This window comes from Arthrobacter sp. SIMBA_036, from assembly GCF_046535135.1.
In the GTDB taxonomy this organism is placed as follows: domain Bacteria; phylum Actinomycetota; class Actinomycetes; order Actinomycetales; family Micrococcaceae; genus Arthrobacter.
Map to the genome: position 1 here is coordinate 303,210 of NZ_JAWRXG010000003.1, position 26,137 is coordinate 329,346.

General features: G+C 63.4%; 23 protein-coding genes. 17 read left to right on the top strand and 6 right to left on the bottom strand.

The window, feature by feature from the left end; all coding sequences use genetic code 11:
• Positions 1-43: 43 nt before the first annotated feature.
• From SB659_RS06370 to SB659_RS06420, 11 genes are read left to right on the top strand one after another with little or no spacing between them, the layout of a single operon-like run.
• On the top strand, positions 44-1,153 hold the full coding sequence (locus SB659_RS06370; RefSeq protein ID WP_284978336.1) for a Gfo/Idh/MocA family protein: 1,110 nt from the start codon (positions 44-46) through the stop codon (positions 1,151-1,153).
• Positions 1,150-2,169, top strand: coding sequence for an NAD-dependent epimerase/dehydratase family protein (locus SB659_RS06375; protein WP_410549828.1), 1,020 nt, complete (start codon positions 1,150-1,152; stop codon positions 2,167-2,169). Before SB659_RS06370 ends, SB659_RS06375 begins: the two co-directional genes overlap by 4 nt.
• Entirely contained in the window at positions 2,166-3,386 is a 1,221-nt protein-coding gene (locus SB659_RS06380; RefSeq protein WP_410549829.1) for a DegT/DnrJ/EryC1/StrS family aminotransferase, read from the top strand. The genes SB659_RS06375 and SB659_RS06380 overlap by 4 nt, the downstream gene beginning before the upstream one ends.
• Positions 3,383-4,045 (top strand): acetyltransferase, encoded by a 663-nt coding sequence (locus SB659_RS06385; RefSeq protein WP_284978333.1) that lies wholly within the window; start codon positions 3,383-3,385, stop codon positions 4,043-4,045. Before SB659_RS06380 ends, SB659_RS06385 begins: the two co-directional genes overlap by 4 nt.
• Before the next feature lie 5 nt (positions 4,046-4,050).
• A complete protein-coding gene (locus SB659_RS06390; protein ID WP_410549872.1) occupies positions 4,051-5,091 on the top strand; it encodes a glycosyltransferase family 2 protein in 1,041 nt (346 codons plus the stop codon).
• A complete protein-coding gene (locus SB659_RS06395) occupies positions 5,088-6,614 on the top strand; it encodes an oligosaccharide flippase family protein (protein ID WP_410549830.1) in 1,527 nt (508 codons plus the stop codon). The genes SB659_RS06390 and SB659_RS06395 overlap by 4 nt, the downstream gene beginning before the upstream one ends.
• The gene (locus SB659_RS06400) at positions 6,611-7,516 is read left to right on the top strand and encodes a DUF6492 family protein (RefSeq protein ID WP_410549831.1); all 906 of its coding nucleotides are present in this window, start codon (positions 6,611-6,613) and stop codon (positions 7,514-7,516) included. Before SB659_RS06395 ends, SB659_RS06400 begins: the two co-directional genes overlap by 4 nt.
• The gene (locus SB659_RS06405; protein WP_410549832.1) at positions 7,513-8,769 is read left to right on the top strand and encodes a glycosyltransferase family 1 protein; all 1,257 of its coding nucleotides are present in this window, start codon (positions 7,513-7,515) and stop codon (positions 8,767-8,769) included. The genes SB659_RS06400 and SB659_RS06405 overlap by 4 nt, the downstream gene beginning before the upstream one ends.
• Positions 8,766-10,271, top strand: coding sequence for an O-antigen ligase family protein (locus SB659_RS06410; RefSeq protein ID WP_284978329.1), 1,506 nt, complete (start codon positions 8,766-8,768; stop codon positions 10,269-10,271). The genes SB659_RS06405 and SB659_RS06410 overlap by 4 nt, the downstream gene beginning before the upstream one ends.
• Positions 10,259-11,155 carry a chain-length determining protein gene (locus SB659_RS06415; RefSeq protein WP_410549833.1) on the top strand — a complete coding sequence of 299 codons (897 nt, stop codon included), beginning with the start codon at positions 10,259-10,261 and terminating at the stop codon, positions 11,153-11,155. Before SB659_RS06410 ends, SB659_RS06415 begins: the two co-directional genes overlap by 13 nt.
• Positions 11,152-12,501 carry a hypothetical protein gene (locus SB659_RS06420; RefSeq protein ID WP_410549834.1) on the top strand — a complete coding sequence of 450 codons (1,350 nt, stop codon included), beginning with the start codon at positions 11,152-11,154 and terminating at the stop codon, positions 12,499-12,501. The genes SB659_RS06415 and SB659_RS06420 overlap by 4 nt, the downstream gene beginning before the upstream one ends.
• On the opposite strand, the gene SB659_RS06425 is transcribed toward SB659_RS06420, so the two are convergent.
• The 4 genes from SB659_RS06425 to rfbB all read right to left on the bottom strand — a co-directional run bounded on the left by SB659_RS06425 (position 12,502) and on the right by rfbB (position 17,842).
• Positions 12,502-13,392, bottom strand: coding sequence for a glycosyltransferase family 2 protein (locus SB659_RS06425; protein WP_410549835.1), 891 nt, complete (start codon positions 13,390-13,392; stop codon positions 12,502-12,504).
• Positions 13,389-15,218 carry a WecB/TagA/CpsF family glycosyltransferase gene (locus SB659_RS06430; RefSeq protein ID WP_410549836.1) on the bottom strand — a complete coding sequence of 610 codons (1,830 nt, stop codon included), beginning with the start codon at positions 15,216-15,218 and terminating at the stop codon, positions 13,389-13,391. The genes SB659_RS06425 and SB659_RS06430 overlap by 4 nt, the downstream gene beginning before the upstream one ends.
• A 215-nt stretch (positions 15,219-15,433) precedes the next feature.
• Positions 15,434-16,840, bottom strand: a complete 1,407-nt coding sequence (locus SB659_RS06435) for a sugar nucleotide-binding protein (protein ID WP_410549837.1) — start codon at positions 16,838-16,840, stop codon at positions 15,434-15,436.
• 3 nt (positions 16,841-16,843) lie between these two features.
• On the bottom strand, positions 16,844-17,842 hold the full coding sequence (rfbB, locus tag SB659_RS06440) for a dTDP-glucose 4,6-dehydratase (RefSeq protein WP_284978323.1): 999 nt from the start codon (positions 17,840-17,842) through the stop codon (positions 16,844-16,846).
• 53 nt (positions 17,843-17,895) lie between these two features.
• Between rfbB and rfbA the strand changes: the two genes are divergently transcribed.
• On the top strand, positions 17,896-18,762 hold the full coding sequence (gene rfbA / locus SB659_RS06445) for a glucose-1-phosphate thymidylyltransferase RfbA (RefSeq protein WP_284978322.1): 867 nt from the start codon (positions 17,896-17,898) through the stop codon (positions 18,760-18,762).
• A gap of 46 nt (positions 18,763-18,808) precedes the next feature.
• Here the strand turns inward: rfbA and SB659_RS06450 are convergent, their stop codons facing one another.
• Entirely contained in the window at positions 18,809-19,741 is a 933-nt protein-coding gene (locus SB659_RS06450; RefSeq protein WP_410549838.1) for an aldo/keto reductase, read from the bottom strand.
• A gap of 52 nt (positions 19,742-19,793) precedes the next feature.
• Here SB659_RS06450 and SB659_RS06455 point away from each other — a divergent pair, with 52 nt between their 5' ends.
• Positions 19,794-20,627 (top strand): undecaprenyl-diphosphate phosphatase, encoded by an 834-nt coding sequence (locus tag SB659_RS06455; RefSeq protein WP_410549839.1) that lies wholly within the window; start codon positions 19,794-19,796, stop codon positions 20,625-20,627.
• A gap of 15 nt (positions 20,628-20,642) precedes the next feature.
• Positions 20,643-21,968, top strand: a complete 1,326-nt coding sequence (gene mshC, locus SB659_RS06460; RefSeq protein WP_410549840.1) for a cysteine--1-D-myo-inosityl 2-amino-2-deoxy-alpha-D-glucopyranoside ligase — start codon at positions 20,643-20,645, stop codon at positions 21,966-21,968.
• Between the two features lie 14 nt (positions 21,969-21,982).
• On the opposite strand, the gene SB659_RS06465 is transcribed toward mshC, so the two are convergent.
• Complete coding sequence (locus SB659_RS06465; RefSeq protein ID WP_410549841.1) at positions 21,983-22,888, bottom strand: PAC2 family protein; 906 nt, start codon at positions 22,886-22,888, stop codon at positions 21,983-21,985.
• Positions 22,889-22,918: 30 nt separating this feature from the next.
• On the opposite strand from SB659_RS06465, the gene SB659_RS06470 reads away from it, so the two are divergent.
• The 3 genes from SB659_RS06470 (at position 22,919) to SB659_RS06480 (ending at position 26,110) form a co-directional block, all read left to right on the top strand.
• Positions 22,919-23,758: an HAD family hydrolase gene (locus tag SB659_RS06470; protein ID WP_410549842.1), complete on the top strand. Its 840-nt coding sequence runs from the start codon at positions 22,919-22,921 to the stop codon at positions 23,756-23,758.
• Entirely contained in the window at positions 23,759-24,922 is a 1,164-nt protein-coding gene (locus SB659_RS06475) for a site-2 protease family protein (protein WP_410549843.1), read from the top strand.
• Positions 24,923-25,036: 114 nt separating this feature from the next.
• On the top strand, positions 25,037-26,110 hold the full coding sequence (locus tag SB659_RS06480; RefSeq protein WP_410549844.1) for a tRNA (adenine-N1)-methyltransferase: 1,074 nt from the start codon (positions 25,037-25,039) through the stop codon (positions 26,108-26,110).
• Positions 26,111-26,137 lie beyond the last annotated feature (27 nt).

A 26,137-nucleotide genomic window follows, 5' to 3' on the forward strand; every position in this document is an offset into this window, starting at 1 on the left:
CGGAAGCCAAGACACGGAAACAAAGAGAGAAGTCGAGTGGGAAATGAGTATACGAACTATTCCGTCAGGCCAACTCCATGGCACCGGCGTACGTCCCAAGCTGCGGATCGCTGTGGTGGGCGCAGGATACTGGGGACCCAACCTGGCCAGGAACCTCAAAGCGAGCCCTGATTGGGAGCTCGCAGCTATTTGCGATCTCGACGTCGAACGGGGCCTCAAACTCGCCGAGACGGTAGGCGCCGTGCCCGTCGTCGAGTCCTTGGACGAATTGCTGGACGACTACAACCTGGATGCCGTGGCCATTGCCACTCCCGCCCATACGCATCACGGAGTGGTGATGACGGCACTGCGGGCCGGGAAGCATGTGCTGGTGGAGAAACCACTGGCGGACAGCCGGGCCAAGGGACTGGAAATGGTGGAAGAGGCCAGGTCAAGGGGCCTGGTCCTCATGGCGGACCATACCTATTGCTTCACCCCGGCCGTCTTGAAGATCCAGGAGTTGGTGGCCAGCGGCGCGTTGGGAGAGATCCTCTATGTCGACTCTGTGCGGATCAACCTTGGGCTGGTGCAGCCGGATGTCAACGTGTTTTGGGACCTTGCCCCGCACGACCTCTCCATCCTCGACTTTGTCCTCCCCGGAGGCTTGCATCCCACCGAAATATCCGCCCACGGCGCGGACCCCCTGGGCACTGGCAGGGACTGCATAGGGCACCTTACCTTCGGGTTGCCCAACGACGCCCTGGTCCACATCCACGTGAACTGGCTTAGCCCCACCAAGATCCGGCAGATGATTATCGGCGGATCCAAGAGGACGCTTGTCTGGGACGACCTGAACCCGCAGCAACGCCTCAGCGTATACGACCGGGGAGTCAGCCTGGACCACCAGCCACGGTCCGCAGCGGACAAAAAGGCCACCGCTATTTCTTACCGGCTCGGTGATACCTGGTCACCGGCCCTCCAAGAGCGGGAACCCTTGGGCCAAGTGGTAGCTGAGCTGGCCTCATCCATCCGAAGCCACACTGCCCCACGCACCAGCGGGGAATCCGGGCTCCGCGTCCTGTCTGTATTGGAAGCTGTCTCCCAAAGTTTGGAAAGTGACGGCCAGGCCACTTTGGTGGCGGGCAACGAGGCAGAGCTCCAGGTTGTGCTGTGACCGGCCTGTCCGGTGCGGCCGTCCTCGTAACCGGTGGTGCCGGGACCATCGGCTCCACCCTCGTTGATCAACTGCTCGACGCCGGTGCAGGCCAGGTGGACGTACTGGACAACCTCGTCCGCGGCCGCCGTGACAACCTTAGCCAGGCATTGGCGAGCGGCCGTGTCAGGTTGGTCGAAGGCGATCTCCGGGACCGCGACCTGGTTCATGACCTTATGCGCGGCAAGGACCTTGTGTTCCACCAAGGAGCTATCAGGATCACCCAATGCGCTGAAGAACCGCGGCTTGCCCTGGAAGTACTGGTTAACGGTACATTCAACGTTTTCGAGGCAGCAGTGGCGCACAACGTGGACAAAGTCATCGCTGCCTCAAGCGCATCCGTCTACGGGCAGGCCGAGCTTTTTCCCACCAAGGAAGACCACCACCACTTCAACAACGACACCTTCTACGGTGCAGCGAAATCCTTCAACGAGGCGATGGCCAAAAGCTTCCGCGCCATGTCCGGCATGGACTACGTGATGCTGCGCTACTTCAACGTTTACGGACCCCGTATGGACGTCCATGGGCTCTATACCGAGGTACTTGTCCGTTGGATGGAGAGGATCGTGGACGGACTGCCACCGCTGATTTTTGGCAGTGGTGAACAGACCATGGATTTTGTCCACACCACGGACGTCGCCCGGGCGAACGTCCTCGCCGCGACGAGCGACATACGCGAGGGCGTCTACAACGTGGCCAGCGGCGTTGAAACCAGCCTGGCCGAACTCGCCCACACCTTGCTGGCGGTCATGGAATCACCCCTCCACTTGGAACACGGTCCTGAACGTGCCGTCAACGGTGTGGCCCGCCGCCTGGCCGATACCGTCGCTGCCCGGGAAGACCTCGGGTTCGAAGCAACGGTGGGCTTGGAAGAAGGGCTGCGTTCCTTGGTTTCGTGGTGGCGTCCACTCCGGGAGGACATTGCGGCGTCGAGGCCTGAAGGCAGCGTCCAGGCCCCACCTGTGGGTGCGCGATGACTACCTCGGAGACGCGGCTGGCCCGCATAGACGTCATGAAACCGTGGCTGGGAGCAGAAGAAGCCATGGCTCTCGCGAACGTCATCGCTTCGGGCTGGGTGGCGCAGGGGCCCAAGGTCCGGCAGTTCGAGGAAGCCTTCGCCAAGGAGCAGCGTGCAGGCTTCGCGGTGGCGACTTCAAGCTGCACGTCCGCTTTGCACCTTGCCCTGGCCGTAGCCGGAGTTGGTCCTGGCGACGACGTGGTGGTGCCGTCGTTCTCGTTCATCGCCACAGCAAACGCCGCGACGTACGTGGGCGCGCGTCCCGTGTTCGCCGACGTCGACATCCGCACCGGCTGCGTCACTGCGGACACCGTGGCAGCGGCACTGACTCCAGCCACCAAAGCCGTGATTGCCGTGGATCAGGGCGGGGTGCCGGTGGACCTTGAACCGATCCGGAACCTTTGTGATCCGTTAGGCATCACGGTTGTGGAGGACGCCGCTTGTGCTATCGGTTCCCGCTACCGGGGTAGCCCTGTGGGGGCCGGCGCGCAGCTCGCAGCGTGGTCGTTCCACCCCCGCAAGATCCTCACCACAGGAGAAGGCGGGATGCTTTCGACGTCGGATATGGGCTTTGCGGACAGGTCACGCCGGCTGCGCGAACATTCGATGAGCGTCTCCGCCGCTGATCGGCACGCCAGCGTCCTCCCACCCGCGGAGGAGTACCTCGAAGTCGGTTTTAACTACCGCATGACCGATCTCCAGGCGGCCGTCGGCCTCGTTCAGCTGGGCAGGCTCCGGGAGGTGGTGCAGCGGCGGCGGGAACTGGCCTCGATCTATGCGGAGGCCTTCTCCGGACTCGAGGGACTGCGCCTGGTCAGCGACCCGGACTACGGCACCAACAACTTCCAATCCTGCTGGGTGGAAGTCGGTCCCGCGTTCGCCGTCGACCGCGACTCATTGCTGGCCTGCTTGGCTGAAGACGGCATTTCCGCGCGGCGCGGGATCATGGCGGCCCACCGGCAGCCGGCGTATGCGGGAAAGGACACAGGTACCGCCACACTTGTTGCCACCGAACACCTCACCGACACCACGCTCATCCTCCCGCTGTACCACCAGCTGACCCGGCAGGACCAAGCCCGGGTCATCGATTCCGTCTACCGTGCTTCCCGAGTTTCCCGTGCGGCTGGATCCGCTTCGGCTTCTGGTTCCCGGCCGGACCCGGGGGAGTCCCCATGAGCGAGCTCTTGCTCATCGCGGCCAGTGGCTTGGCGCGCGAGGTGCTGGCCATGGTCCGCAGCAGCGGACCGTTCGACGTCATCGGCATCCTCGACGACGACGAGGACAAGGTAGGGCGCGTGGTGGACGGCGCCCATGTCCTCGGACCTATCCGCGATGCGTTGAACTTTCCCTACGCGTTATTGCTGGTGTGTATCGGCAACGGCAGCGGGCGCGAGAGCGTGGTCATGCGGCTACGAGCACTCGGACTCGCCGAGGACCGGTACGCTACGGCCATCCATCCCTCCGTGCTTGTCCCTGAGGGCTGCGTCATCGGGCGAGGCAGTATTCTCTTGGCGCACGTCACCATGACGGCCTCCGTATCCCTCGGAAGCCATGTAGTGGCCATGCCGGGGGTGACTTTCACTCACGACGACGTTGTCAGCGATTTCGCGACGCTTGCCGCCGGAGTTTCCTTGGGTGGGGGTGTTCGCATCGGCCGGGCCGCTTATATCGGCATGAACGCCAGCGTCCGCGAGGGCCGCTCCGTCGGTGCCAAGGCCACGATTGGAATGGGCGCTGCCGTGCTTAGCGATGTCCCTGCTGATGAGACGTGGGTGGGCGTTCCGGCGCGGGTGATTAGGCGCGGCGATTCGCCGGCATTGGAGGACACCCGGTGAAACTGATGCGGCCACGCCCCTTGATCGACCGACCCGGCGTTTCGGTGGTGGTACCTTGCTACAACTACGGCCGCTACCTGCCGGACGCCGTCCACAGTGCCCTGTCCCAGGACGGTGTCGATGTCGAAGTCATCATCGTCGACGACGCCTCCACCGATGACACCGCCGCGGTTGCCCACCGACTGGCTTCCGCGGATGCACGGATTTCAGTGGTGATCCACGAGGACAACCAGGGGCACATCTCCACGTATAACGATGGGCTCTCACGCGCGGCACAGCGCTACGTCACCTTGTTGTCCGCCGATGACCTGATCGCGCCCGGAGCCTTGGCCCGGGCTGCCGCCCTGATGGAGGCGAATCCGCGAGTGGGGATGGTCTACGGGCTTCCCCGGGACTTCACCGACCAGCCACCTCCCGTCGCAGCGGAAGGGCGCAGCACCTGGACAGTGTGGCAGGGCAAGCAATGGATCTCCCTGGCCTGCACCAGGGGACACAACTTCATCTTGTCGCCGGAAGTGGTGATGCGGACCGAGGCCATGGTGGGCATCGGGGCATATAACAAGGCGCTGCCGCACTCGGGAGACCTCGAGTACTGGTTGCGTGCTGCAGCTGCCTGGGATGTAGGCCGCATCAACGGACCTGTTCAGGCCTACTACCGGGTTCACGGAGCCAACATGCACCAAACGGAGTACGCGGCCGCCGCCGTGGACCTCAGGCACAGGTTGGATGCCTTCCGAGTCCTGGAAGACCCACGCTTGGGCGTGTCCGCGGAGTTCCGGGCCCGGCAGTTGCGACGCGTGGAGCGGGCACTGAGCAAGGAAGCCTCCACTTTGGGGTTCCGGGAGGTCGCCGACGGCGGTTCGCTGGCCGCCGTCGAACTGCGGAAGTTTATTGAGGGGCTGCAACAGGTCCCGGGCAATGTCCACCGAGCCAACACCTTGCAGGCGGCCATAGTCCGTGGCCGGCGCGATCCGCACACGGCTTATGCGCGCAAGCAGCTGGACCGCCTGCGCTGGCGCATCTGGTCGATGACGGGAATCTCGTGAGCACCACCAAGGGGCACCAGCGAACCAAGGGGCACCAGCGCACCTTGGGCAGCCGTGCTGCGAGCGCCACTGTGTGGGGTGGGGTGAACATGGCGCTGGGTAGGGTGGTGCAGTTCAGTACCACCATCATCGTTGCCCGTCTCCTTGCACCGGAGCACTTCGGTGCGCTCGCGGTGGCCTTGGTGGTCCAGACGATCGCAACGAACATGGCCGAGTTGGGTGCCACAGCTTCGTTGGCCCGCGGTAGCGGGGATCCGGACAGAATTGGCCCGACAGTGTTCACCATTGCCCTGGTGACCAGCGGTATCATGACAGCAGCTGCGGTGGCCTTGGCTCCTGTGCTGGCTGCGGTCTTCGAGGATCCGGCAGCTACCCCGGTGATTCAGGTGCTCTCCCTGACTATCCTGCTGCAAGGTATCGCTGCTGTTCCTTCCACCATGGTGTGGCGGGATTTCCTGCAAAAGCCGAGGGTCGTCGTCGACGTCTCCAGCGCCGTGATGGTTCTGGTCCTGGTGGTTCCCATGGCCTTGGGCGGTTGGGGCGCCATGGCGTTGGCCTGGTCCAGGGTTGGCGGCCAATTGCTCGCGTTGGCGGGGTATTGGATCATCAGCCCCATAAGGTATGCACCCGGTTTCGACCGGGACGTGGCCAAGGAAGTCCTCCGGCTCGGTGCACCGCTTGCCCTGGCGAACCTCGTAGTGTTCGTGACGCTCAACCTCGATTACCTGATGATCGGCAGGATGCTGGATCCGACGGCGTTGGGGCTGTACTTGTTGGCGTTCAACCTGGCAGGTTTGCCGAGCTCGGTGATAACCGCCGTCATCCGTGCCACGGCTGTGCCCACATTTGGCCGTCTCTTTGCTGAGGGAACGTTGGGAGCGCTGGCTGGCCGGTTCGTGGCAGGCGTTTCGTTTTGCGCTTTCCCGATCTCGGCAATGCTCATCGCCTTGGCGCATCCACTGATCGTTACTGCATACGGCGCCCCTTGGGCTCAGGCCGGGATCGCCTTGGCAACGCTGGGAGTGTTCGGAGCCATGCGTATCCTCGTGGAACTCTTCGCCGACCTCAGCGTCGGGGCCGGGAAAACGGTGTGGCTCTTTTGGGTGCAAGTGGCCTGGCTCATCGCATTAGTGCCTGCGCTCTATGGGGGAATCTCCTGGTGGGGGATCGCCGGGGCCGGGATTGCCCATGCCACGGTCGCCTGTCTGGTGGTCATCCCGCTGTACGTCAAGGCCTTGACCTCGGTACTGGGAACCGCGGCACGGGAACTGCTGGGCGGCAGCCTCCCGTCCCTGCTCGCTGCCATGGTGGCAGGGGTGGCCGCATGGGCGGCAGGTTCGATGGTGACTGCCCCGGCCCTTTCGCTGGCAACGGGTGGCCTGGTCGGTGTCTCGGTGTACACGCTGCTCGTGTTCCGTCAGGGCCGGCGGCTGGTTGCGGACATTCGGGTTTTGTTCAAGAACGACGACGACGGCGCCAAAGGGGTTCCGCAGCCGGAAGCGGAAGGAGGCGTGGCGGTATGAGCACTCCCAACGTGGAACTGGCCGTGGTCACGCCCAGCTATCTGCCCGACCTCGAGCTGTGCACGGACCTGAACCGCTCCGTCATGGAGATGACCGAACCCGACGTCGTCCATCACATCATCGTGCCGGGCAAGGACCTCAATGCCTTTGGGCAGCTGGCCTCTGAGCGGACGCGGATTCATGACGTCCGTGAATACCTTCCCCGCACGTTCCTGAAGCCCCCACGGTTGAACCTGTGGGTCAACACCAAGCACCCGTGGCCGCCTATCCGCGGATGGATCGCCCAGCAAATCATCAAATTGGCAGTCGTGGAGCAGCTGGACGTGCAAGGCGTTTTGCTCTTGGACTCGGACAGTGTCCTGATCAGGCCTACCACCTTGGACACGTTCCGCGTGGGCGGGCACATCGCTATGTACCGGAAGCCATCCGGCGTGGACAGCACCCTTCCCGGTCACAGGTTGTGGCATGACTCAGCCCGCAAGCTCCTCGGCGCGGCCGCAACCCCGGAGGGGGACCTGACCGATTACATCTGCTGGCCATGCCTGTGGGAACCGCGCGTGGTGCGTTCCCTGTTGCGGCATGTTGAACGTGCCACGGGCACAGCGTGGGCCACCGCCGTCGGATCCCAACTGCACTTCTCGGAAATGATGCTGTACGGCATTTACGTTGACAAGGTACTCGGCGGAACAGATGCCAGTGTTACCGAGATGCAAGGGATCGTGTACTCGGCGGAATTCCCCCTGACCCGGACAGAAATAGACCACCTGCTGGCATCTGCACCGCCGGACAAGATGGCGGTAATGCTCTCTGCTAAGTCCGGCATCGCGTTGGAAACCCGGCGCAACGCTATCAGGGACTTCACCGCGGCCCTCCCCACCCCGTTATGGAGGGAGGACCAATGACCATGTCCCGGGTACAGCTCCGGCACCTCGCCCTACGGCTTCGGCAGGACGGCTGGGGCCAGGTGGCGCGGCATGGAACGGCAAAGGCGGCTACATTCCTGCAGGAGAGGTGGGGCTTGGCCGAACCGGGACTTCCACTGCGCCCAGAAGACATCGCCGACCCTTCCGACCCCGCTGTTCAACGCCCCGCTGTTCAACGCCCCGCCTTCACGTCCCCCCGGAAGCCAGCACCATTGAGCATCGGCTGGGTTTGCACCCCGCCCGGGCCGGGCTCCGGCGGCCACACCACCCTGTTCCGGATGGTCCGGGCCATGGAAGAGCGCGGACACCGGTGCACACTGTTCCTCTATGACCGCAGCTCCGATGACGTCTCCCGGCATGAACCCGTCATCCGCCGGCATTGGCCCATCAGCGCCGAGGTGCGCAGCGCCACTGATGGAATGGCTGGAATGGACGCCCTGGTTGCGAGCTCATGGTCCTCAGCGCATGTGATCGCCGCCCGCGCACCCCGCCAGCTGCGCGTCTTCTACTTCATCCAAGACTACGAACCGTACTTCCATCCGCGCGGGATCCTGTACGCCCTTGCCGAGGACAGCTACCGCTTCGGGTACACGACGGTCGCTCTTGGCGACATGATCGCTGAAGTCATGAAAGCCGAACTCGGAACACCCCCCGACGCCGTGGTGCCCTACGGATGCGACACCACCACCTACCGCTTGCTCCCAACCACGGGCGCCTGGCAGCGGACGGGCGTGGTCTACTACGCCAAGAGGAACGTGGACCGGCGCGGCTACCTGCTCGCAAAACTTGCCCTGGAAAGATTCCACCAGCTGTGTCCGGACCAAGAGATCCACGTATACGGCGACATCGTCAGTAGATGGAAAATTCCGGTCACCAACCACGGAAACCTCCCTCCGCGCGATTTGAACATCCTCTACAACCGCACCATTGCCGGCCTGGCCATCTCCTTTACCAACATCTCCCTTGTTCCCGGCGAACTGTTGGCCGCAGGCAACGTGCCGGTCCTCAACCAGGCACCCTTCGCCTCCGGCCTCCTCACAGACCCAGACGCCGTATGGGCACCGTCCAGGCCGGACAGGCTCGCGACCGCGCTCGCCGAGGTAGTGCGCAGCCCGAATATCCAGGAACGCGCGGCGCGGATCGGCAGCGGCCAGCGACTGGACTGGTCGGTGACGGCGGAAGCGTTCGGCAACCTGGTGCAGGAATCTCTCGTGGGGGAGGGGCCGGCATGAGCTTCCTGAAGGCCAAGCCGCTGCTTCCCAAACCGGTGCTGGACGTGGGCCTCACGGACCTTGAAGTCCACCCGGGGAAGCACGCCACCGTCAGTTTCCTGCTCCGGGTTTCCGCGTTCAGCATCTTCTTTTTCCCGTCCAACATGGTGCTGAAACCCCTGGGAGCTGTCGGGACCGTGCCACTGATGCTGGCCCTGCTGCTGTTGCTGGTGTGGCTTTGCTCGTCGTTCTTTGGGCTCCAAAACCCCTTCAGGGCCAGGAACCCGGGACGCTTGGGAATCGGCCTGCTGTGGCTGGGAACCTGTGCCTCCTACGTCGCAATGTTCTCAGGGCTAACAGGCAACACCAGCATCGCTTCCCAAGCGTCCGCTGACCGCTGGCTCATCCTCATCCTCGCCAGCGCAGGCATCGTCCTTGCAGTCAGCGAGGCGGTACGGACCGTGAACGATGCACTCATGCTGGTCCGGGCGCTCTTGGCAGGGGCCCTGTTCTGCTGCCTCGTAGCAGTGGTCCAATTCGTGCTCCGGATCAACCCCATGGTGTGGATCCAGGACGTCATGGTGGGATTCACGGACAACGGCGGCAACACAGTCTTCCAAGTGCGTGGACTCCTGACCCGCGTGGCCGGAAGCACCTTCCATTCCATCGAACTGGCCGTGGTCTGCTCCATGATGCTGCCGCTGTCCATCTGGCGCGCGATCTACGATTCCACAGGGCGGAAGTGGCTGCACTGGGCAGTCACCGCCTTGCTGGTGTTTGCCATCGCCTCCACGGTGTCCCGATCAGGGGTCTTGGGACTCACCATCAGCATGATCGTGCTCATCCCTTTCCTGCCAACAATGGCGCGCCGGTGGGCCCTGGTGATGGCGCCGGCCGCGCTTGCCGCCCTCTTCGTGGCGGTACCCGGCTTGGTCGGTACGCTCACCTCACAGTTCACCGCCGGAAGCAGCGACCTGTCAGTCTCCACGCGGACCAACAACTACCCGCGGGTTGCCAAGCTCTTTGGTGAACTGCCGTTCCTGGGCCTGGGCCCCGGCAACTACCGGCCCACAGACGCACTCCAGATCCTGGACAACCAATACCTCAATTCCCTTGTCACCTTGGGGCTGGTGGGTTTCTTCGGCATGGTCGCCTATCTTGTCCTGCCGGCCTGCTCAGCCTTCATCGCAGCCCGCGCTTCCCGTATACCGGCGCTGCGCGCACTCGCCGGGGCTTTGGCGGCCTCCGGGGCGGTGGCGGCAGGCTGCTCGCTGACTTTCGACTCCATGTCCTTCCCGGTCTTCGCGCTGGCCTATCCGGTCGTCGTCGGCCTGTCCGGGGCAGTGTGGAACATGGTCCGGCGCGAAGCCAATCTAAGGGCCCCAGGTCCTGACAGGGGCGTCAGCGACAGACCGCCCCGGCAAAGATTCAGGCCAAGGCCCATGATTCCCGACCCAGCCCACCGTGCAAGCCCAAGAAGCCGAGCCAATTCAGGAAACGAGGGAATCCCATGGACCCGCTAGCTGTCATCAAAGCACTGTGGCACCACAAATTTGTGGTCATACCAGCGCTGCTCCTGACCGCCTTCGCGGCCGTGTATGTGTATGCCTTCGCACCGAGGTCCTATCAAGCACAAGCTACGTACGCGATCGTCAACCCCAAGGTTCCTACTGCCAGCGAACTCGAGCGAAACCCGTCGTTGCAGGATCTCAACTCGGACAATCCCTACTTGCGGGCCTCGGATTCCTCCCTGATCGCCCAAGTGGAAGCAACCCGGCTAAAGGCAGACTCCGTGGGGAGCGCGTTAAGCAAGCAGTCCTTGAGCACTGACTACACTGTGGAACGTTCCCCCAACTCCTTTCTTCTGGATATCTCAGCCGTGTCGCCCAAGAAAGAGGTAGCCACAGCAACCGTTCAAGCATTGGGCGCCAAGATGCAACAGGACCTCAAACAGATTCAGACCGTCAACGGCGCCGCCGACCGGTTCCTGTTCACCACCGTAGTGGTCACCCCGCCGGACAACGCCATAGAACAATTCTCCAGCCGGCTCCGTTCCTTGATCGTGGTGATTGTCGGCGGCCTGGTGCTCACATTCGGGGCAGTCTCGGCAGCGCGGGCCTTGGAGACGGCACGCATGAAGTCCGCAGGGGCCGGCGCTACCCCAGGGGATGCAGCGGCAAAGAGGGGACGCCGCCATGCCAGCCACGGCGAGGCCGCCCCGTCCCACAAGGACGCCGTCGAAATACCCTTGGAAAAGCTGGGGAGTATCCCCATGGGCGTCCTCCAGAAACCCCGAAAAGTCAGTGAAATGCTCCCGGTAGCACTGGACCCGCAAGAGGACGCCCCCACCACGGAATCGAACGGGAAAGGGCACCCGGGCATTAAGAGCCCCGTGGGAAGGACGTGAAACGGAAGACCCTCCTGACCGGCGCCACGGTAGGAGCGGGACTCCTACTGGCCACAGCGGCAGTCAGTGCCGTGCTTCCACTGAACCAGCCTGCGGCCACCCCTTCCAGCCAAGCCGCCACCACCGCAACAACGACGCCCGGTGTAGCGCTGCGCCCCGTCGACGGCGGTCCCGACTACTACGCCCGCTTCGCCCACGGCCTTCCCACAGACCCGTCATACTTTCCACTGGGAGTGTGGTCCGAAAGCGTGGTGGATCCCGGAAACGTGGCCCAGGACAAACAAGCCGGCCTGAACACCTACGTTGCACTCACGGCCAACTCCGACATCCAGTTGGCGCTCGACTCCGGCATGTATGCCATCCCCGGCATTGGAGCCCCCGCGGCGAACGGACACCCCCCAGCCAACGGATTCCTGCTGACGGACGAGGTGGACATGTGGGCCGGCCCAGGAAGCGGCGCGTGGTCAGGACACTACCCCGGGGAAGGTCCCATCTGCACCCCTGCAGCGTCCCAGTGTGGCTACACAGTCCAAAGCGAACGGCACAAGGCCGCACCTCCCGGAACCATGCTCTACGCCAACTACGGCAAAGGCGTGGCCTTCTGGGAATCCGACGCCGAGGCCCAAGGCTTTTTCAACGGCGTCCAAGACCTCGTATCCGCCGACACGTACTGGTTCACCGATCCCGGCATCTGCTCCCGCACAGAGGGAGGGGCCGTGGTGAAATACGCCAGGGACCTCACCCCCGCGGAATGCCGGCTGGCAGCAAACTACGGCTGGACAGTGGACCGCATCAGGAAACTCAGCCACAGCGGGAACCCCACTCCGGTGTGGGCCTTTGTGGAAGCCGGCCACCCCTTCGACAACGCCCCAGCAGCACTGACCATAACAGGACCACAGCTGCGCGCCGCCGTGTGGAGCAGCCTCATCCACGGCGCCCGGGGAATCATCTACTTCAACCACAGTTTCGGAGGCCAATGCGCCACACAACACGTCTTGCGTGACTGCCCGGGAGAAGTGCAGCAAACAGTGACCTCCCTCAACAAACAAATCACCGGCCTCGCTCCCGTCCTCAACGCCCCCTTCCTCGACGGCGCCACCGTCACCACAGGACCCGTGGACACCACGACGAAAGTTCTCGATCACACCGCCTACGTCTTCGCCGGGGCCAATACAAGCGACGGCGGCACAGCAACCATCCACCTGGCCTGCGGCGGCAGCTCCGCCGTCGTCATCGATGAAAACCGGAGTATCCCGGTAGTGGATGGAACGTTCACCGATACATTCTCCGACGGCAACGCCGTGCACCTCTACCGCATCCAGGGCAGCAGCGCCTGCGGCTTCTGACTACCGGCTGCTCTCATCCCTTTCCCAAACGGGTACCAGCCCGGGGGACACCACCTCGGTAGAGACCTGCCGCCGGGACTTAAGCGAACGACGACGGCCCGCCACGGCGAACACCGCGTAAACGGCGGCATCTCCAGCGGACAACGGCCCCCGGACGGAGGCCAACAATTCCCAAAGGGTGCGGGCGGCCGAAGCACCCACAAAGCCAGCGTCCTGCTGGGCGTTCCCGCGGTAGGTCCGTCGCAGGACAGCCAGCAACGCTGCGGACGTCCGAGGAGTCCGGACAACCACAGGCTCCGTATCAAGGACAGCCTTCTCCCGGGGACCAAACAGCCGGTCAACGTAGTAATCGTCCCCTGTCAGCAGCGGAAACGCCCCCAAACGCTCATGCCCCGCAACGCCCAAGGCATAGGCCCCCGAACCCCACAGGCCCCGCGCATTGCCCGGCACCCGGCTGCGTGCCCGATAGTATGCCCGCACAAGAAACGACGCACCTGCGTAGTCGTACCTGAAAGCGGGGCGCGCAGCAAGAACATCGCCGCGCTCCAAAGCCTCAAAAACAGAACGCACGGCACCCGCGCTGACCTCGATATCAGCATCAAGGTAAAGCCGCGGCCACAGCCCGGTCGCTTGATCGCCCGCATTCAGCGCCGCAGCCTTCGACGCCTGTCCAACCTGCAGCACGCGCACCCCCGCATACTGGGAAGCGATCACCTCGGTTCCATCCGTGCAACCGTTACAAGCCACGATGACCTCAACCGTTCCCCAACCAAGCACCTCAGCCAGTGAATCCAAGGTCCGGGCAATAACAGCGGACTCATTATGCGCAGGGATGATGATCGCCCCTGACGGAACAGAACTCTCCACCGTCATGCCACCACCCATCGTCATGCCCCCGTCCCGGTGGCCATCGGCAAACCACTCCGGCGCCTCCGACTCATGACGGCCAAGGCTGCCTCCCGATGCCCTGGCTTATCGACCCGTGCCACCTCGGCGGCCAGGACGGCAGCACCAAAAGCCAGCCGACGCCCACGCCCCATGTACTTGTCCGCGTACCTGACCCGGTTGACCGCCATCAACGCAACCAACCCCGGTGAACTGCCCGACCCGCCACGTTCATGCCACATCCGGGCCGCAGGCTCGAACCAAATCCCAAAACCCGTCTCCCGCACCCTGCGACAAAAGTCGGTCTCCTCCGAATAGAGGAAGAACCGCTCATCCCACGCGCCCACCGCAGCAGCCGCCTCAGCAGAGATCAGCAGCGCCGCCCCCGTAGCCCACTGCACCCGATGGCCATGGAGATAACTTTCCGGTTCCCAGTCCATCTCCGCCAGCCACTCCGGGCGTTCCTTCCAATGGCTACCCCACACTGCGTCCCCCAGCGCTCGCAGGACACTCGGTTCCCGGCGCAGTGATGGGTAGACGCTGCCATCGTTATCGAGGAGGACCGGCACTACCACACCGGCGCCGGCCTCGGCGAGCCGGCGGCGCATCGCCCGCAGCGCGCCGGCTTCAACGCGAAGATCCGGATTGAGGACGAGGTAGCTCTCCGCCTCGCCGGCAGCGCTCAGCGCGACGTTGATACCACCGGCATACCCGAGGTTTCCACCAGTGCTTACGGCAATAACGTCCGGGTACTTCGCCAGCTCATCGAGCGTGCGCTTGTCAGGGGAGTTGTCCGCGACCACGACTTTGATGCTTTGCTCACGAGTTTCCTCGCGGAGGCTCAAAACCAGGGGCCCGACGTCGGACGCGTTGTTGTAGGTGACAATCACGACGGCGACGTCGGCCTTCTCCGCCGGCGAGACAAAACGCCTCCCGGATCGTGGCTGGTCCGCCTGCTCCTGTTCTTGGGACTGCTCGTGCGCGGACACCGTGGGCGGAGCATCCGGGTGACCAGCACTCCGTTGATGCGCGGCATCAGGGGTGGGCACGCTGCTGGAGCGCCGCAGCTTCACGTACGACTCCGGGCCGTCCACCAAATAGCGCCGCGCAAGCCTGCGGGGTTCGAGCATCAAACGCCATGCCCATTCCAGGCTGTTGGAACTCATCCATGCCGGAGCGCGGCGGATCTGGCCGGCAAGGAAATCGACCACAGCGCCGAAGGCCAGCAACACCCTTGCTCCAGTCAGGTGTCCGTATTCAGAGATCCACAGTTCCTGCCGCGGCTTGCCCAGGCCCACCACCAAAATGTCCGGTGCGGTCTCTGCTATCTCTGCCGCCAAGCGCCGGGAAGCGCTTTCGTTCCCCAAGACCGGCCGGTCCGGGGACCACCATCCGGCAATCCGGAGGTTTGGCCGTTCCGCCGCAAACTGGCTCTTGATCCGCTGGTGGGTGGAGGCGGACCCACCCAGGAAGCCGACACGCAGGCCGAGCATCGCGGCTTCGTCCAGCAGGGGTCCGACGAGGTCGCTTCCCGCCAAGCGGGGCCATTGCCGGCCAGTGAGCCGACGGGCCTGGGCCGCCAGCGGAGCGCCGTCGATGAGCGTCAACCACTCCACCGGTTCAGAGGCGTCCAACGTTCCCAGCCATCTGCTTCCGGCACCGAAGTGACGGATGTGATCCAGGTTGGCCGAACACACACCCAGCGGGCGTGAAGCCGGGGTGGCGGCCCTGTTCGTGATCTCGTGGACGGCTGTGTCCATCGCCAGGAGCTTCACGGCAGCGCCGCCGAGGTTCACCTCCGATGGCTGCTCCATGAACTGGGGGGTGCGCATCAATTTAGGTAGCAGCATTCTTGGCTCTCCAGCCTCGGGTCCTCAGGGCATGTTCAAGTAATCCACCGTCCGAGGCCGCTGCACTGCCTGGACGGCGGGGGCGGGATACCCCGCCAGACCAACTTGTTTACTTGAGATGTCTCCCGGCCCACTGCTGGCTGCCGTAGGGCCACTTTAGGCCGAATTCATGCCGCGCACCAGAGCCGGATCTTGGGTTATGTGCCTTTACCGAGGTACTCCGCCAACCGCTCCGACGCCGAAGGCGGGTTAAAGCCAGCGGCCCGGATTTTGGAAAGATCCAGTACGCTGCTGCGCGGACGGGGCGCGGTTCCCTGTTTCGCATAATCGTCGGTGCTGATGCCTGCGACCAGGGTGGGGGTGGCGCCGCGCAGGGCATAGACCTCCCTGGCCACTTGCGCCCAGGACTGCGGTTCACCGTCGTTGGTAACGTTGTAGGTCCCCGGAGCGGCATTGTTTTCCAGAAGGTGGCGGATGCCGGCTGCGATGTCATCGGCGAAGCTCAACCGTCCCCATTGGTCGTCCACGACCCTTGCGGGGACTTCCTTGTCAGCGAGCGCCGCCATGGTCCGAACGAAGTTCCGTCCCTGCCCGACCACCCAGCTGGTGCGCACGATGTAATGCCGGGGCACGGTCGCTGCCGCGGCATCGCCGGCTGCTTTGCTTTGGCCGTACACACCCAAGGGGCTCGGTGGCTCGACTTCCCGGTGAATCGCGGCGGTGCCATCAAAAATGTAGTCGGTGGAAATGTGGACTAGCGTCAGTGAATGTTCGACGGCGGTCCGCGCCAACCGGGTAACGGCACTGGCGTTGATGGCCCAGGCAGCAACCCGGCCCTCCGCCGTCTCTGCCGCGTCAACGGCCGTGAAAGCTGCGCTGTTGATGATCGTGGAGTACTTTCGCCAGTCCATGGCCTGGTAGGACTCCTCGGAGGTGATGTCGAAATCGCCTCGGCCCAAAAAGTCCACGGTGCCCTGCCCCTGGTAGGCGCGCCTCAAAGCGGCACCCAGCTGGCCGTCAGCGCCCAGCACCAGTATTCTCCGGCCCGGCATCGGCTCGACGTCGGCAAGGCGGGGATGTGTGCGGTCCTGCGGGGACAGTATGCACTCGTCCAAGCTGATGGGCCACGGCACCGCGATGTCCTCATCCGCCAGGTTCAAGAAGGTGTAGTTGGCCTGCGCCTCCGCGCTCCAATGGTCGTTGACGAGGTACGTGTACACGGTATCGCTCTGAAGGGTTTGGAACGCGTTCCCGACGCCGCGGGGAACGAAGACAGCCTCATGGGGAGACAGTTCGGCCGTGAACAAGGTACCGAAAGAGGGGCCCTCCCTCAGATCCACCCAAGCCCCGAAAATACGGCCCGAGGCAAGGGAGATGAACTTATCCCAAGGCTCTGCGTGGATGCCGCGTGTGGTGCCCCTCTGGGCGTTGAAGGAGATGTTGTTTTGCACGGGACCAAAGTCCGGCATGCCGGCGTCGATCAGTTTGCGCCGGTGCCAGTTCTCTTTGAACCATCCCCGGTTGTCCCCATGCACGGGCAGGCTGAACAGCAGGAGCCCTGGGATCGGCGTCGTGGTGGTCTGTATTTGCTGAACTTCTCCCACCGGTCAGTGTCCCTGTCCGGCGTATTTGGACTCGGTTGCCTTCTTTTGCGGACGCCACCAGTGCTCGTTGTTCCGGTACCATTCCACGGTGCTCCGGAGCCCGGCTTCGAAGTCCGAATACTGAGGGGACCAACCCAACTCCGCACGGAGCTTGCTGGAATCTATGGCGTAACGCAGATCGTGGCCCGGCCGGTCGGTGACGAGATCGTAAGCGTCGGGGGAGTGGCCTGTGAGGGCCAACAGCATCTCCACTACCTCGCGGTTGGAGCGTTCACCATCGGCGCCGATCAAGTATGTTTCCCCGATATCGCCGCGTTCGAGGATCATGAGGACGGCGGACGAGTGGTCCTCCACATGGATCCAGTCCCTGACATTGCTGCCGCTTCCGTACAGCCGGGGCCGGGCACCGTCCAGGATATTGGTGATCTGCCGGGGGATGAACTTTTCCACGTGCTGGAAGCGGCCGTAGTTGTTCGAGCAGTTACTGATGGTCGCCTGCAGCCCGAAGGACCTCACCCACGCCCGGACCAGCATGTCGGAGCCAGCCTTCGTCGCCGAGTACGGGCTCGTAGGGCGGTATACGGATTCCTCGGTGAATCGCCGTGGATCGTCCAACTCCAGGTCGCCGTAGACCTCGTCCGTGGAGACGTGGTGGAACCGCGTGCCGGACTTTCGGGCAGCCTCGATCAGGGTAAAGGTACCCACGAGGTTCGTGTCCACGAACGGCCGGGGCTCCGCCAGTGAATTGTCATTGTGGGACTCGGCAGCGAAGTGCACCACGGCGTCCGCCCGGGACACAAGGGCTTCCACCAACGGGGCATCACAGATGTCGCCTTTGACGAAGTCAAAGCGCCCCGAGGGCACCTCCGACAACGATTGAAGGTTGCCTGCATAAGTCAATTTATCCAAGACCGTGACATGGAGTGGAGTGTGCTCCATGATGAAGTGGACAAAGTTGCATCCAATGAATCCGGCCCCGCCGGTGACAAGGATTCTCTGCATGGCCCTAGAGTAGCCGTCCGCGGCTGGACTGGGCACGGATGAGGACGGCAGATTTGCGAGGGATTGTTCTGGCAGGCGGCACGGGTTCGCGCCTTCACCCGATCACGTTGGGAATCAGCAAGCAACTGGTTCCCGTCTTTGATAAGCCCATGATCTACTACCCGCTGTGTACGTTGATGCTTGCCGGGGTCCGGGACATCCTGGTCATCACCACCCCTGCCGATGCCACGCAGTTCCAACGGCTCTTGGGTGACGGATCCCAGTTTGGAATCAACCTCACCTACGCGGAACAGCCGACGCCGGACGGACTTGCCCAGGCGTTCATCCTGGGGGAGCGGCACATTGGTGCCGGCAACGTAGCCCTGATCCTCGGGGACAACATTTTCAACGGGCCCGGAATGGGAAACCAGTTGCGCCAGTATGCCAACGTCGACGGCGGTGCCATCTTCGGCTATTGGGTCAAGGATCCGAGCGCATACGGCGTCGTCGAATTCGATGGTGACGGCCTGGCTGTCTCCATCGAGGAGAAGCCCGCCAACCCGAAAAGCAACTACGCCGTCCCTGGCCTTTACTTCTACGACAACGACGTTGTTGCCATGGCCAAGGAACTGGTGCCATCCCCTCGTGGCGAACTCGAGATCACCGACATCAACCGGCAATACATGGACATGGGCCGGCTCCACGTCCAAAAATTTCCCAGAGGCACTGCATGGCTGGACACCGGTACCTTCAGTGACCTCAACGATGCATCCAACTACGTCCGGACCACCGAAAACCGGCAGGGCCTGAAAATCGGTGCGCCCGAGGAAGTGGCATGGCGTATGGGCTACTTGACTGATGATGAATTACGGGAACAAGCGGGAAAGCTGGCCAAGAGCGGATACGGCAGCTACTTGATGGACATTCTGGACCGGGCCTAACGTGACCGGGCCTAACGTGACCGGGCCTGATGTGGCCGGAGGGGGACTAGGCCGCGGAGACGTCCTCCAAGGCGCGCGCGATCTCGGCGGGCAGCGCCGTCAGCTGTGAGTCCAGGAGCTCCTTGAGCTGCACGGCGTTCCGTGGGCCCACGATTCCCGTTGCGACGCCCGGACGCGACAAAAGCCAGCTGAGTGACACATCCATGGCAGACCTGCCTAGGCCTCGCGCAGCCATCGCCACCGCTTCGACCACGCGCGAAGCCTGCGGCTCAAGGTAGGGAGCCACGTAACCGGCCAACCGGCCATCGGCGGCACGGGAGTCGGCGGGAATCTGGCCCCTGTACTTCCCGGTCAGCACCCCGCGGCCCAAGGGGGCCCAGGCCATCAGCCCCAAACCGGCATCTTCCACCGCGGGAACAAGCTCGTCCTCAGCTTTGCGCTGCAGCAGGGAATATTCGGATTGGTTAGCCACCAGGGTGAACCCTGCAACCGCTGCCGCCTTGGCTGTCTGCCACCCGTTGTAGTTGGAGATACCCACGTAGCGGGCGCGGCCGGTTCGTTGGGCAAGCTCCATCGCTGAGAGCGTCTCGTCCAAGGGCACGTTCGGATCCCAGTCTTGGGCAAACCATATGTCGATGTAGTCGGTGCCCAGCCGGGCGAGGCTGGCGTCCAGGGTAGCCAGCATAGCGCCGCGGGAAGCGTTGATGCTTCGCCGGGAGTCCGACGTCGTCAGTCCGGCTTTCGTCGAAATCACCAGTTCGGAGCGGGCCACGACGTCTCCCAGCATCGAGCCGAGCATGGCTTCTGCTTGGCCTTGGGCGTAGGAGGCTGCGGTGTCCACCATGGTGCCCCCGGCAGCAACGAAAGTGTTCAGGAGCTCGGCGGCGTCATGCTCATCAGTCTCCTGGGCCCAAGACATGGTTCCAAGGGACAAAGAAGACACACGGAATCCGCTGTTTCCGACGTAACGCTGCTGCATAGCAGCAAGCTTACGGGCAGTAGGCCATCTTTATGACGTAGGGTCTATTCACGTGAACTGGATAGAAGCAGCCTTCCTTGGCCTGGTGCAGGGCCTCACCGAATTCCTTCCGATCTCCTCGAGCGCGCACCTGCGGATCGTGGGTTCCTTCCTTCCGGATGCGGCCGACCCTGGCGCAGCGTTTACCGCAATCACGCAGCTGGGAACGGAGACCGCGGTCCTTGTTTACTTCTGGCGCGACATCGTGAGGATCGTCCGGGCTTGGTTTGGCTCCTTGAGAGGGAAAGTAGACCGCAACGATCCCGACGCGAGAATGGGTTGGCTGGTCATCATCGGCAGCCTCCCCATCATCATCCTTGGGCTGTTGTTCCAGAACCAGATCGAATCCGTGCTGCGCAGTATGTGGATCGTGGCCACCATGCTCATCGTGTTCGGCATGGTGCTCGCCGTTGCTGATGCCATTGGCCGCCAGGAGAGGCAGCTGACGGACCTGACATACAAGCACGGCATCCTGTATGGCCTGGCCCAAGCCATGGCCTTGATTCCCGGTGTTTCCCGGTCCGGCGGCACGATTACCGCGGGGCTCCTGATGGGTTATACCCGCGAGGCGGCAGCCCGCTATTCCTTCCTTCTGGCCATACCCGCAGTGTTCGGCAGTGGGCTCTATGAGCTCTACAAGTCGGTTTCCAAGGGTGGCCTGGCCGGCCCCTTTGGTCTTCCCGAAACAGCCTTGGCCACCATCATCGCTTTCGCGGTGGGTTATGTGATCATTGGCTGGTTCCTGAAATACGTCTCCACGCATAGCTACCGCGCGTTCGTCTGGTACCGGATCTTCCTTGGGCTCGCCTTGTATGTCCTGCTCGGTTTCAATGTGATCAGCGCTTAGCACTAAGGTTGAGTCGTGAAATCGTGGAGTACCCGCCCTGTCCCTGAGCTGCCCGGCAGCATGCCCACGCTACGGCTTTTCGATACGGCGGCGGGTGGCTTGGTGGACATCGGCCAGCATCCTGAGCAGTCTATGTACGTCTGTGGGATCACTCCTTATGACGCCACGCACATGGGGCACGCTGCGAGCTACGTGGCGTTCGACCTCTTGAACCGCGCCTGGCGTGACGCCGGGACCTGCGTGGCGTACGTACAAAACGTCACCGACGTCGACGATCCCTTGCTTGAGCGGGCCACGGCGACGGGAGTGGATTGGCGCGACCTCGCGGCCAGCCAAATCGAGCTCTTCCATACTGACATGGACGCTTTGAACGTCATTGCCCCCGACCACTACATTGGCGCAGTCGAGGCCATCCCGGACATCGTTCCCGCCATCGAGCAGCTCATCGCTGACGGCCTCGCATATCGGGTGGAGGGTTCCGACGGCGAGCCGGACGGCGACGTCTATTACGACGTCGAAGCCGCTGGCAAGCGCTCTGACGCCACGGATGCCTGGACTCTGGGCGACGTGTCCGGACTGGGCGAGGCGGAGATGCTTGCCCTGTTCGCGGAACGTGGCGGCGACCCCGCCAGGGCGGGCAAACGCCAAGCCCTGGATCCCTTGTTGTGGCGGGTAGCCCGCGAAGATGAACCGAGTTGGCCCGGAGCGACGCTCGGTGACGGCCGTCCCGGCTGGCACATCGAGTGCACGGTCATAGCCCGGAAATACCTTCCCGCACCCTTCACGGTGCAAGGTGGCGGCTCCGATTTGATCTTCCCGCATCACGAGATGGGCGCAGGGCATGCGTACTCGCTGTCCGGCGTCCCGTTGGCCAAGCACTACGCGCACGCCGGCATGGTGGGCCTGGATGGCGAGAAGATGAGCAAGTCCAAGGGCAATCTGGTCCTTGTCTCCAAACTCCGGGCGGCCGGCGAGGATCCGGCGGCTATCCGCCTTGCCATTCTCGCCAACCATTACCGCTCAGACTGGTCGTGGACCGACGAGACGTTTACGGCGGCGAAAGAACGCCTGGAGCGCTGGCGCCGGGCTCGCAGCCGCGCCACGGTGAAGGTGGCACCGGGTGCTGAATCTGTCGCTGGATCGGCGGCTGAACCGGAATCCGCATTGGGGCTGCTCGCTGCCATGCGCCGGGAACTGGCCGAGGACCTCAACGCACCCGGAGCGATTGCCGCCGTCGACCGTTGGGCCGAAAACGTGTTGAGCGGCGAAGCCGACATTCCCGTCGCCGAAGGAACACTGATGGCGAATGCGGTCAATGCCCTTCTTGGCGTGGAGCTCTGAAGCCGGTTACCGGCTCAGGGGCGGTCTTTTCCGCGTCGCTTCAGGTACCGTTCGAACTCACGGGCGATTGACTCCCCGGACGCTTCCGGGAGGTCCGCGGTGTCTTTGGCTTCCTCCAACTGCCTGACGTAGGCAGCGATCTCCGGGTCCTCGGTGGCGAGTTCATCCACACCCCGTTCCCATGCCTCGGACTCTTCGGCAAGGGCTTGGCTGTCCACGGGCACTTGAAGCAGGTCTTCAATCCGGTGCAGGATGGCGAGCTGGGCCTTGGGGGAGGGAGGCTGCGCCACATAGTGCGGAACAGCAGCCCACAGCGAGACAGTGGGCAGCCCCGCCAACAGCGCGAACTCACCTAACACGCCCACGATTCCCACTGGTCCTTCATACTGTGGAGCTTCGAGGTTCAGGCGTTCGCGCAATTCTCCGTCCTCGCTGGTTGTGCTGACCGGGATGGGGCGGCTGTGGGGCACGTCGGCCAGTAATGCGCCAACCAGGATGACAGAGTCCACCTTGAGCGCCTCAGCGTGGACAAGCAGTTCCGTGGTGTAGGCGCGCCAGCGGTAGGAGGGTTCCGTCCCAAGGACGAACACCACGTCAACGTTGCTGTCCGGAACCGGCGCCTTGTAGATCCGGGTGGAGGGCCACTTGACCTTGCGAGCACCCGACGACGTCCGGCGGACGGTGGGCCGGGTGAACTGGAAGTCGTAGTATTCCTCGGCGTCCACGGTGCCGACTTTCTTGCCTGCCCAGAGTTTGTTCAGATAGTGCAGGGCATCGCTGGCGGCCTCACCGGCGTCGTTCCAGCCCTCAAAAGCGGCGATCATGACGGTGACGCGCTGGCCCTCCGCGGGTTCCTTGAGGAAACGCTCGGGCTCCGCTGTGATGTCCTGTCCTTCGGGTGTCCCGTCCACACTGTTCATCCACTCACCCTACGTCCAAGACCCTTGGGGATGCATGGCATTTCACCCCATAGCGTGTCCACGCTTCGCGCAGAGCGCAATGCGCGCGAAGCCGCACCCCAGCTTCCACGTAGACTTGAAACCATGCATTCGTTACCCGGACAGCCCCTCCTCAAAGCCGTGCTCTGGGATATGGATGGCACGCTCGTGGATACCGAGCCGTACTGGATCGCCGCCGAGCGTGCGCTGGTGGAATCCCACGGCGGCACGTGGTCCCATGAGCAGGCTATGCAATTGGTCGGTCAATCCTTGTTCCACTCAGCCGCTGTCCTGCAGCGAGCCGGGGTGGACCTTGAGGCCCGTGACATCGTGGATACCCTGAGCCAACAAGTCATCAGTGCGATCCGTACCGAGGTTCCATGGCGTCCGGGTGCCCGCGAGCTTCTTGACGACCTGTTTGACGCCGGTGTTCGGTGTGCCTTGGTCACCATGTCCGAAGGTCCCCTTGCCGGCGTGGTGGTCGACAGCTTGCCGAAGCCATACTTTGAGTTCATGGTCACGGGAGACACAGTGACCCACGGAAAGCCGCATCCGGAAGCGTACCTCACTGCTGTTGAGCGGCTTGCCTTGGAGGATCCCGCTGTCACGGTAGATCACTGCGTTGCGTTGGAGGACTCTGTTCCGGGCGCCACTGCCGCCATGGCTTCGGGAGTTGTCACCGTTGGAATACCCCACCAGCTCCCGCTTCCCGAGGACCCTCGGATGACCCAGTGGGAAACGTTGGTGGGACGAACCAGCGAGGACATCAGCGCCTTAGTGGCAGATCGTTTCGGCGGATCGCGGTCACGGTGGTTCGCACCTGAGGACGCGCTCCTTGAAGGGTCCAACTAAATGAGCAACTCCGCGCCCCACCACGCCGCAGCCGCGAAGAAGGACGGCATTCGCCTCGGAAGGGTAGCTGGAATTCCGGTCTACCTGGCCTACTCATGGTTCGTCATTGCCGCGTTTACCGTGATCGTCTATGGGCCGGCCCTCTTGGCTCGGACACCCCATCTGGGCATCGCTGCCTATTTAGTGGCGTTAGGTTATGCGGTCCTGCTGGCTATCTCTGTACTGGTGCATGAGCTTGCCCACGCCCTCAGCGCCAAGTCGTTCAACTGGCCCACCGAGAAGATTGTGCTAAACCTGTGGGGCGGCCATACGCAATTTGAGAACTTCACGGCCTCGCCAGGGCGGTCGGTCATTGTGGCCTTGGCTGGACCGGCGTCCAATTTTGTCTTGGCGGGTGTCGTGTGGGGTGTCATCTCGGCAGGCTTGCTCAGCGGCGTAGCGGAAACGTTGGCGAACATATTGATGTGGGCCAATCTTCTGATCGGCCTGTTCAACGTGTTGCCGGGCTTGCCCCTGGACGGCGGCCGCTTGGTCGAGTCAGCTGTTTGGAAGGCCACCGGAAGCCAGGATAAGGGCACCATCGCCGCGGGCTGGGCTGGCCGCATCATCGCCGTCGCACTCGCTGTATGGTTCGTTGGCCTTCCCTTGCTGAGTCGCTCGCCGTTGGACCTGAACTTGGTCTTGATCACCGCCCTCGTGTGCGGTTTCCTCTGGATGGGGGCGTCCGGTTCCATCCAGGCCGCTAAACTTCGCAGCCGCCTCTTCCTGGTCAGTGCCGCAGGTTTGGCCGAGCCCGCCGTGGGTATCCCGGGGTCAGCGTCTGTAGCGGATGTCCTGGCCATTTCCCCCGCCGGGCACCCGGTGGTAGTGATGTGCGCTCCTGACGGCAAACCGCAGGGCGTGGTGGACCCGGATGCAATTGCAGCAGTTCCGCCTTATGCTGCCAGCACGACGCCGGTCGCGGCGGTGGCGCACGCCCTGGCCGCTGGGGCTTACGTTCCTGAGTGGTCCAAGGGGCAGGAATTGATCCAGTACTTGGCTCGCCTCGAAGGGGCCGAATACGCTGTGGTGGACCAGAATGGACTTGTCACTGGCTTACTCCGGCAACAGACTGTCGTGACAGCCATTACAGGCAAGGAAGCCCGCGGAAGCGGGCGGGCCTGACCTTGGCCCGGTAGAGTTACTTGCCGGCCGTCCAGCCGATCCGACCACCATTCTTTGGCGCCCGTCCGGTGCGACACAGCGCGACCCAGCCGTAACAAGAGCGAGGAACACCACATGAGCAGCGAAACCGCCGCCCTCGAAGCAAGCGCCGGCCCTGAAAAGCCAAACGCGTCAAGCGCTGCCCAGGCCGCGCAGCCGACAGGTGCCGCACGTCGCCGCGGCCCTTTCCGCGTGGGGGAGCGGGTCCAGCTCACTGACGAGCGGGGACGCATGAACACCATCACGTTGGAAGTCGGCGGAGCATTCCATACGCACCGCGGCTTCCTCAACCATGATGAGATCATCGGTAAAGTGGACGGCTCGGTGGTCAGTAACAACGTCGGGCAGCAATACCAGACCCTGCGGCCGCTGCTTTCGGACTTCGTGCTTTCCATGCCACGCGGCGCAGCGGTGGTGTACCCGAAGGATGCCGGCCAGATCGTGACCATGGCGGATATCTTCCCCGGTGCCCGCGTCGTCGAGGCGGGCGTGGGCTCGGGGGCCCTATCGATTTCGCTGCTGCGTGCAGTGGGCGACGGCGGCTACCTCCACTCGTTTGAACGTCGCGAAGAATTTGCGGACATCGCACGCGGGAACGTTGAAACTATTTTTGGTGGCCCGCACCCTGCGTGGCAGATCTCGATCGGCGACTTCCAGGAGGAAGTTGTCAGGGCCGAAGCTCCCGGTTCCGTCGACCGTGTGGTGCTGGACATGCTGGCTCCCTGGGAATGCCTGGACGCCGTCGCCACAGTCCTTGCGCCCGGTGGGGTCTGGATCAACTACGTGGCCACCGTGACGCAGCTCTCGAGGACCGCTGAGGCCATCCGTGCCGACGGGCGCTTCACGGAGCCCGACGCTTGGGAATCCATGGTCCGCGGATGGCACTTGGAAGGCCTTGCCGTCCGTCCCGACCACCGCATGGTGGCGCACACCGGATTCCTCCTGGTGACGCGCCGTCTCGCAGATGGAGTCACGGGAATTTCCGTCAAGCGCCGCCCATCCAAGACGGAGTTCAGCGAGGAAGACCTCAACGCGTGGACACCGGCGGCAGTAGGCGAACGGGCAGTTTCTGACAAGAAGCTCCGCCGGGCCGCCCGTGACGCCATCGCCGGAACCAACGTCCAGGACGACCCGACAGTCACAAACTGACCAAGGTCACAATAGAGTCCGCATTGC

Coding starts and splice junctions, on each gene's coding strand:
- SB659_RS06430 (WP_410549836.1), bottom strand. CDS start 15,218: ATGCGCACCCCCCAGTTCATGGAGCAGCCATCGGAGGTGAACCTCGGC.
- SB659_RS06480 (WP_410549844.1), top strand. CDS start 25,037: ATGAGCAGCGAAACCGCCGCCCTCGAAGCAAGCGCCGGCCCTGAAAAG.
- rfbB (WP_284978323.1), bottom strand. CDS start 17,842: ATGCAGAGAATCCTTGTCACCGGCGGGGCCGGATTCATTGGATGCAAC.
- SB659_RS06470 (WP_410549842.1), top strand. CDS start 22,919: ATGCATGGCATTTCACCCCATAGCGTGTCCACGCTTCGCGCAGAGCGC.
- SB659_RS06385 (WP_284978333.1), top strand. CDS start 3,383: ATGAGCGAGCTCTTGCTCATCGCGGCCAGTGGCTTGGCGCGCGAGGTG.
- SB659_RS06475 (WP_410549843.1), top strand. CDS start 23,759: ATGAGCAACTCCGCGCCCCACCACGCCGCAGCCGCGAAGAAGGACGGC.
- SB659_RS06380 (WP_410549829.1), top strand. CDS start 2,166: ATGACTACCTCGGAGACGCGGCTGGCCCGCATAGACGTCATGAAACCG.
- SB659_RS06405 (WP_410549832.1), top strand. CDS start 7,513: ATGACCATGTCCCGGGTACAGCTCCGGCACCTCGCCCTACGGCTTCGG.
- SB659_RS06390 (WP_410549872.1), top strand. CDS start 4,051: ATGCGGCCACGCCCCTTGATCGACCGACCCGGCGTTTCGGTGGTGGTA.
- SB659_RS06410 (WP_284978329.1), top strand. CDS start 8,766: ATGAGCTTCCTGAAGGCCAAGCCGCTGCTTCCCAAACCGGTGCTGGAC.
- SB659_RS06450 (WP_410549838.1), bottom strand. CDS start 19,741: ATGCAGCAGCGTTACGTCGGAAACAGCGGATTCCGTGTGTCTTCTTTG.
- SB659_RS06465 (WP_410549841.1), bottom strand. CDS start 22,888: ATGAACAGTGTGGACGGGACACCCGAAGGACAGGACATCACAGCGGAG.
- SB659_RS06400 (WP_410549831.1), top strand. CDS start 6,611: ATGAGCACTCCCAACGTGGAACTGGCCGTGGTCACGCCCAGCTATCTG.
- SB659_RS06415 (WP_410549833.1), top strand. CDS start 10,259: ATGGACCCGCTAGCTGTCATCAAAGCACTGTGGCACCACAAATTTGTG.
- SB659_RS06370 (WP_284978336.1), top strand. CDS start 44: ATGAGTATACGAACTATTCCGTCAGGCCAACTCCATGGCACCGGCGTA.
- SB659_RS06425 (WP_410549835.1), bottom strand. CDS start 13,392: ATGACGATGGGTGGTGGCATGACGGTGGAGAGTTCTGTTCCGTCAGGG.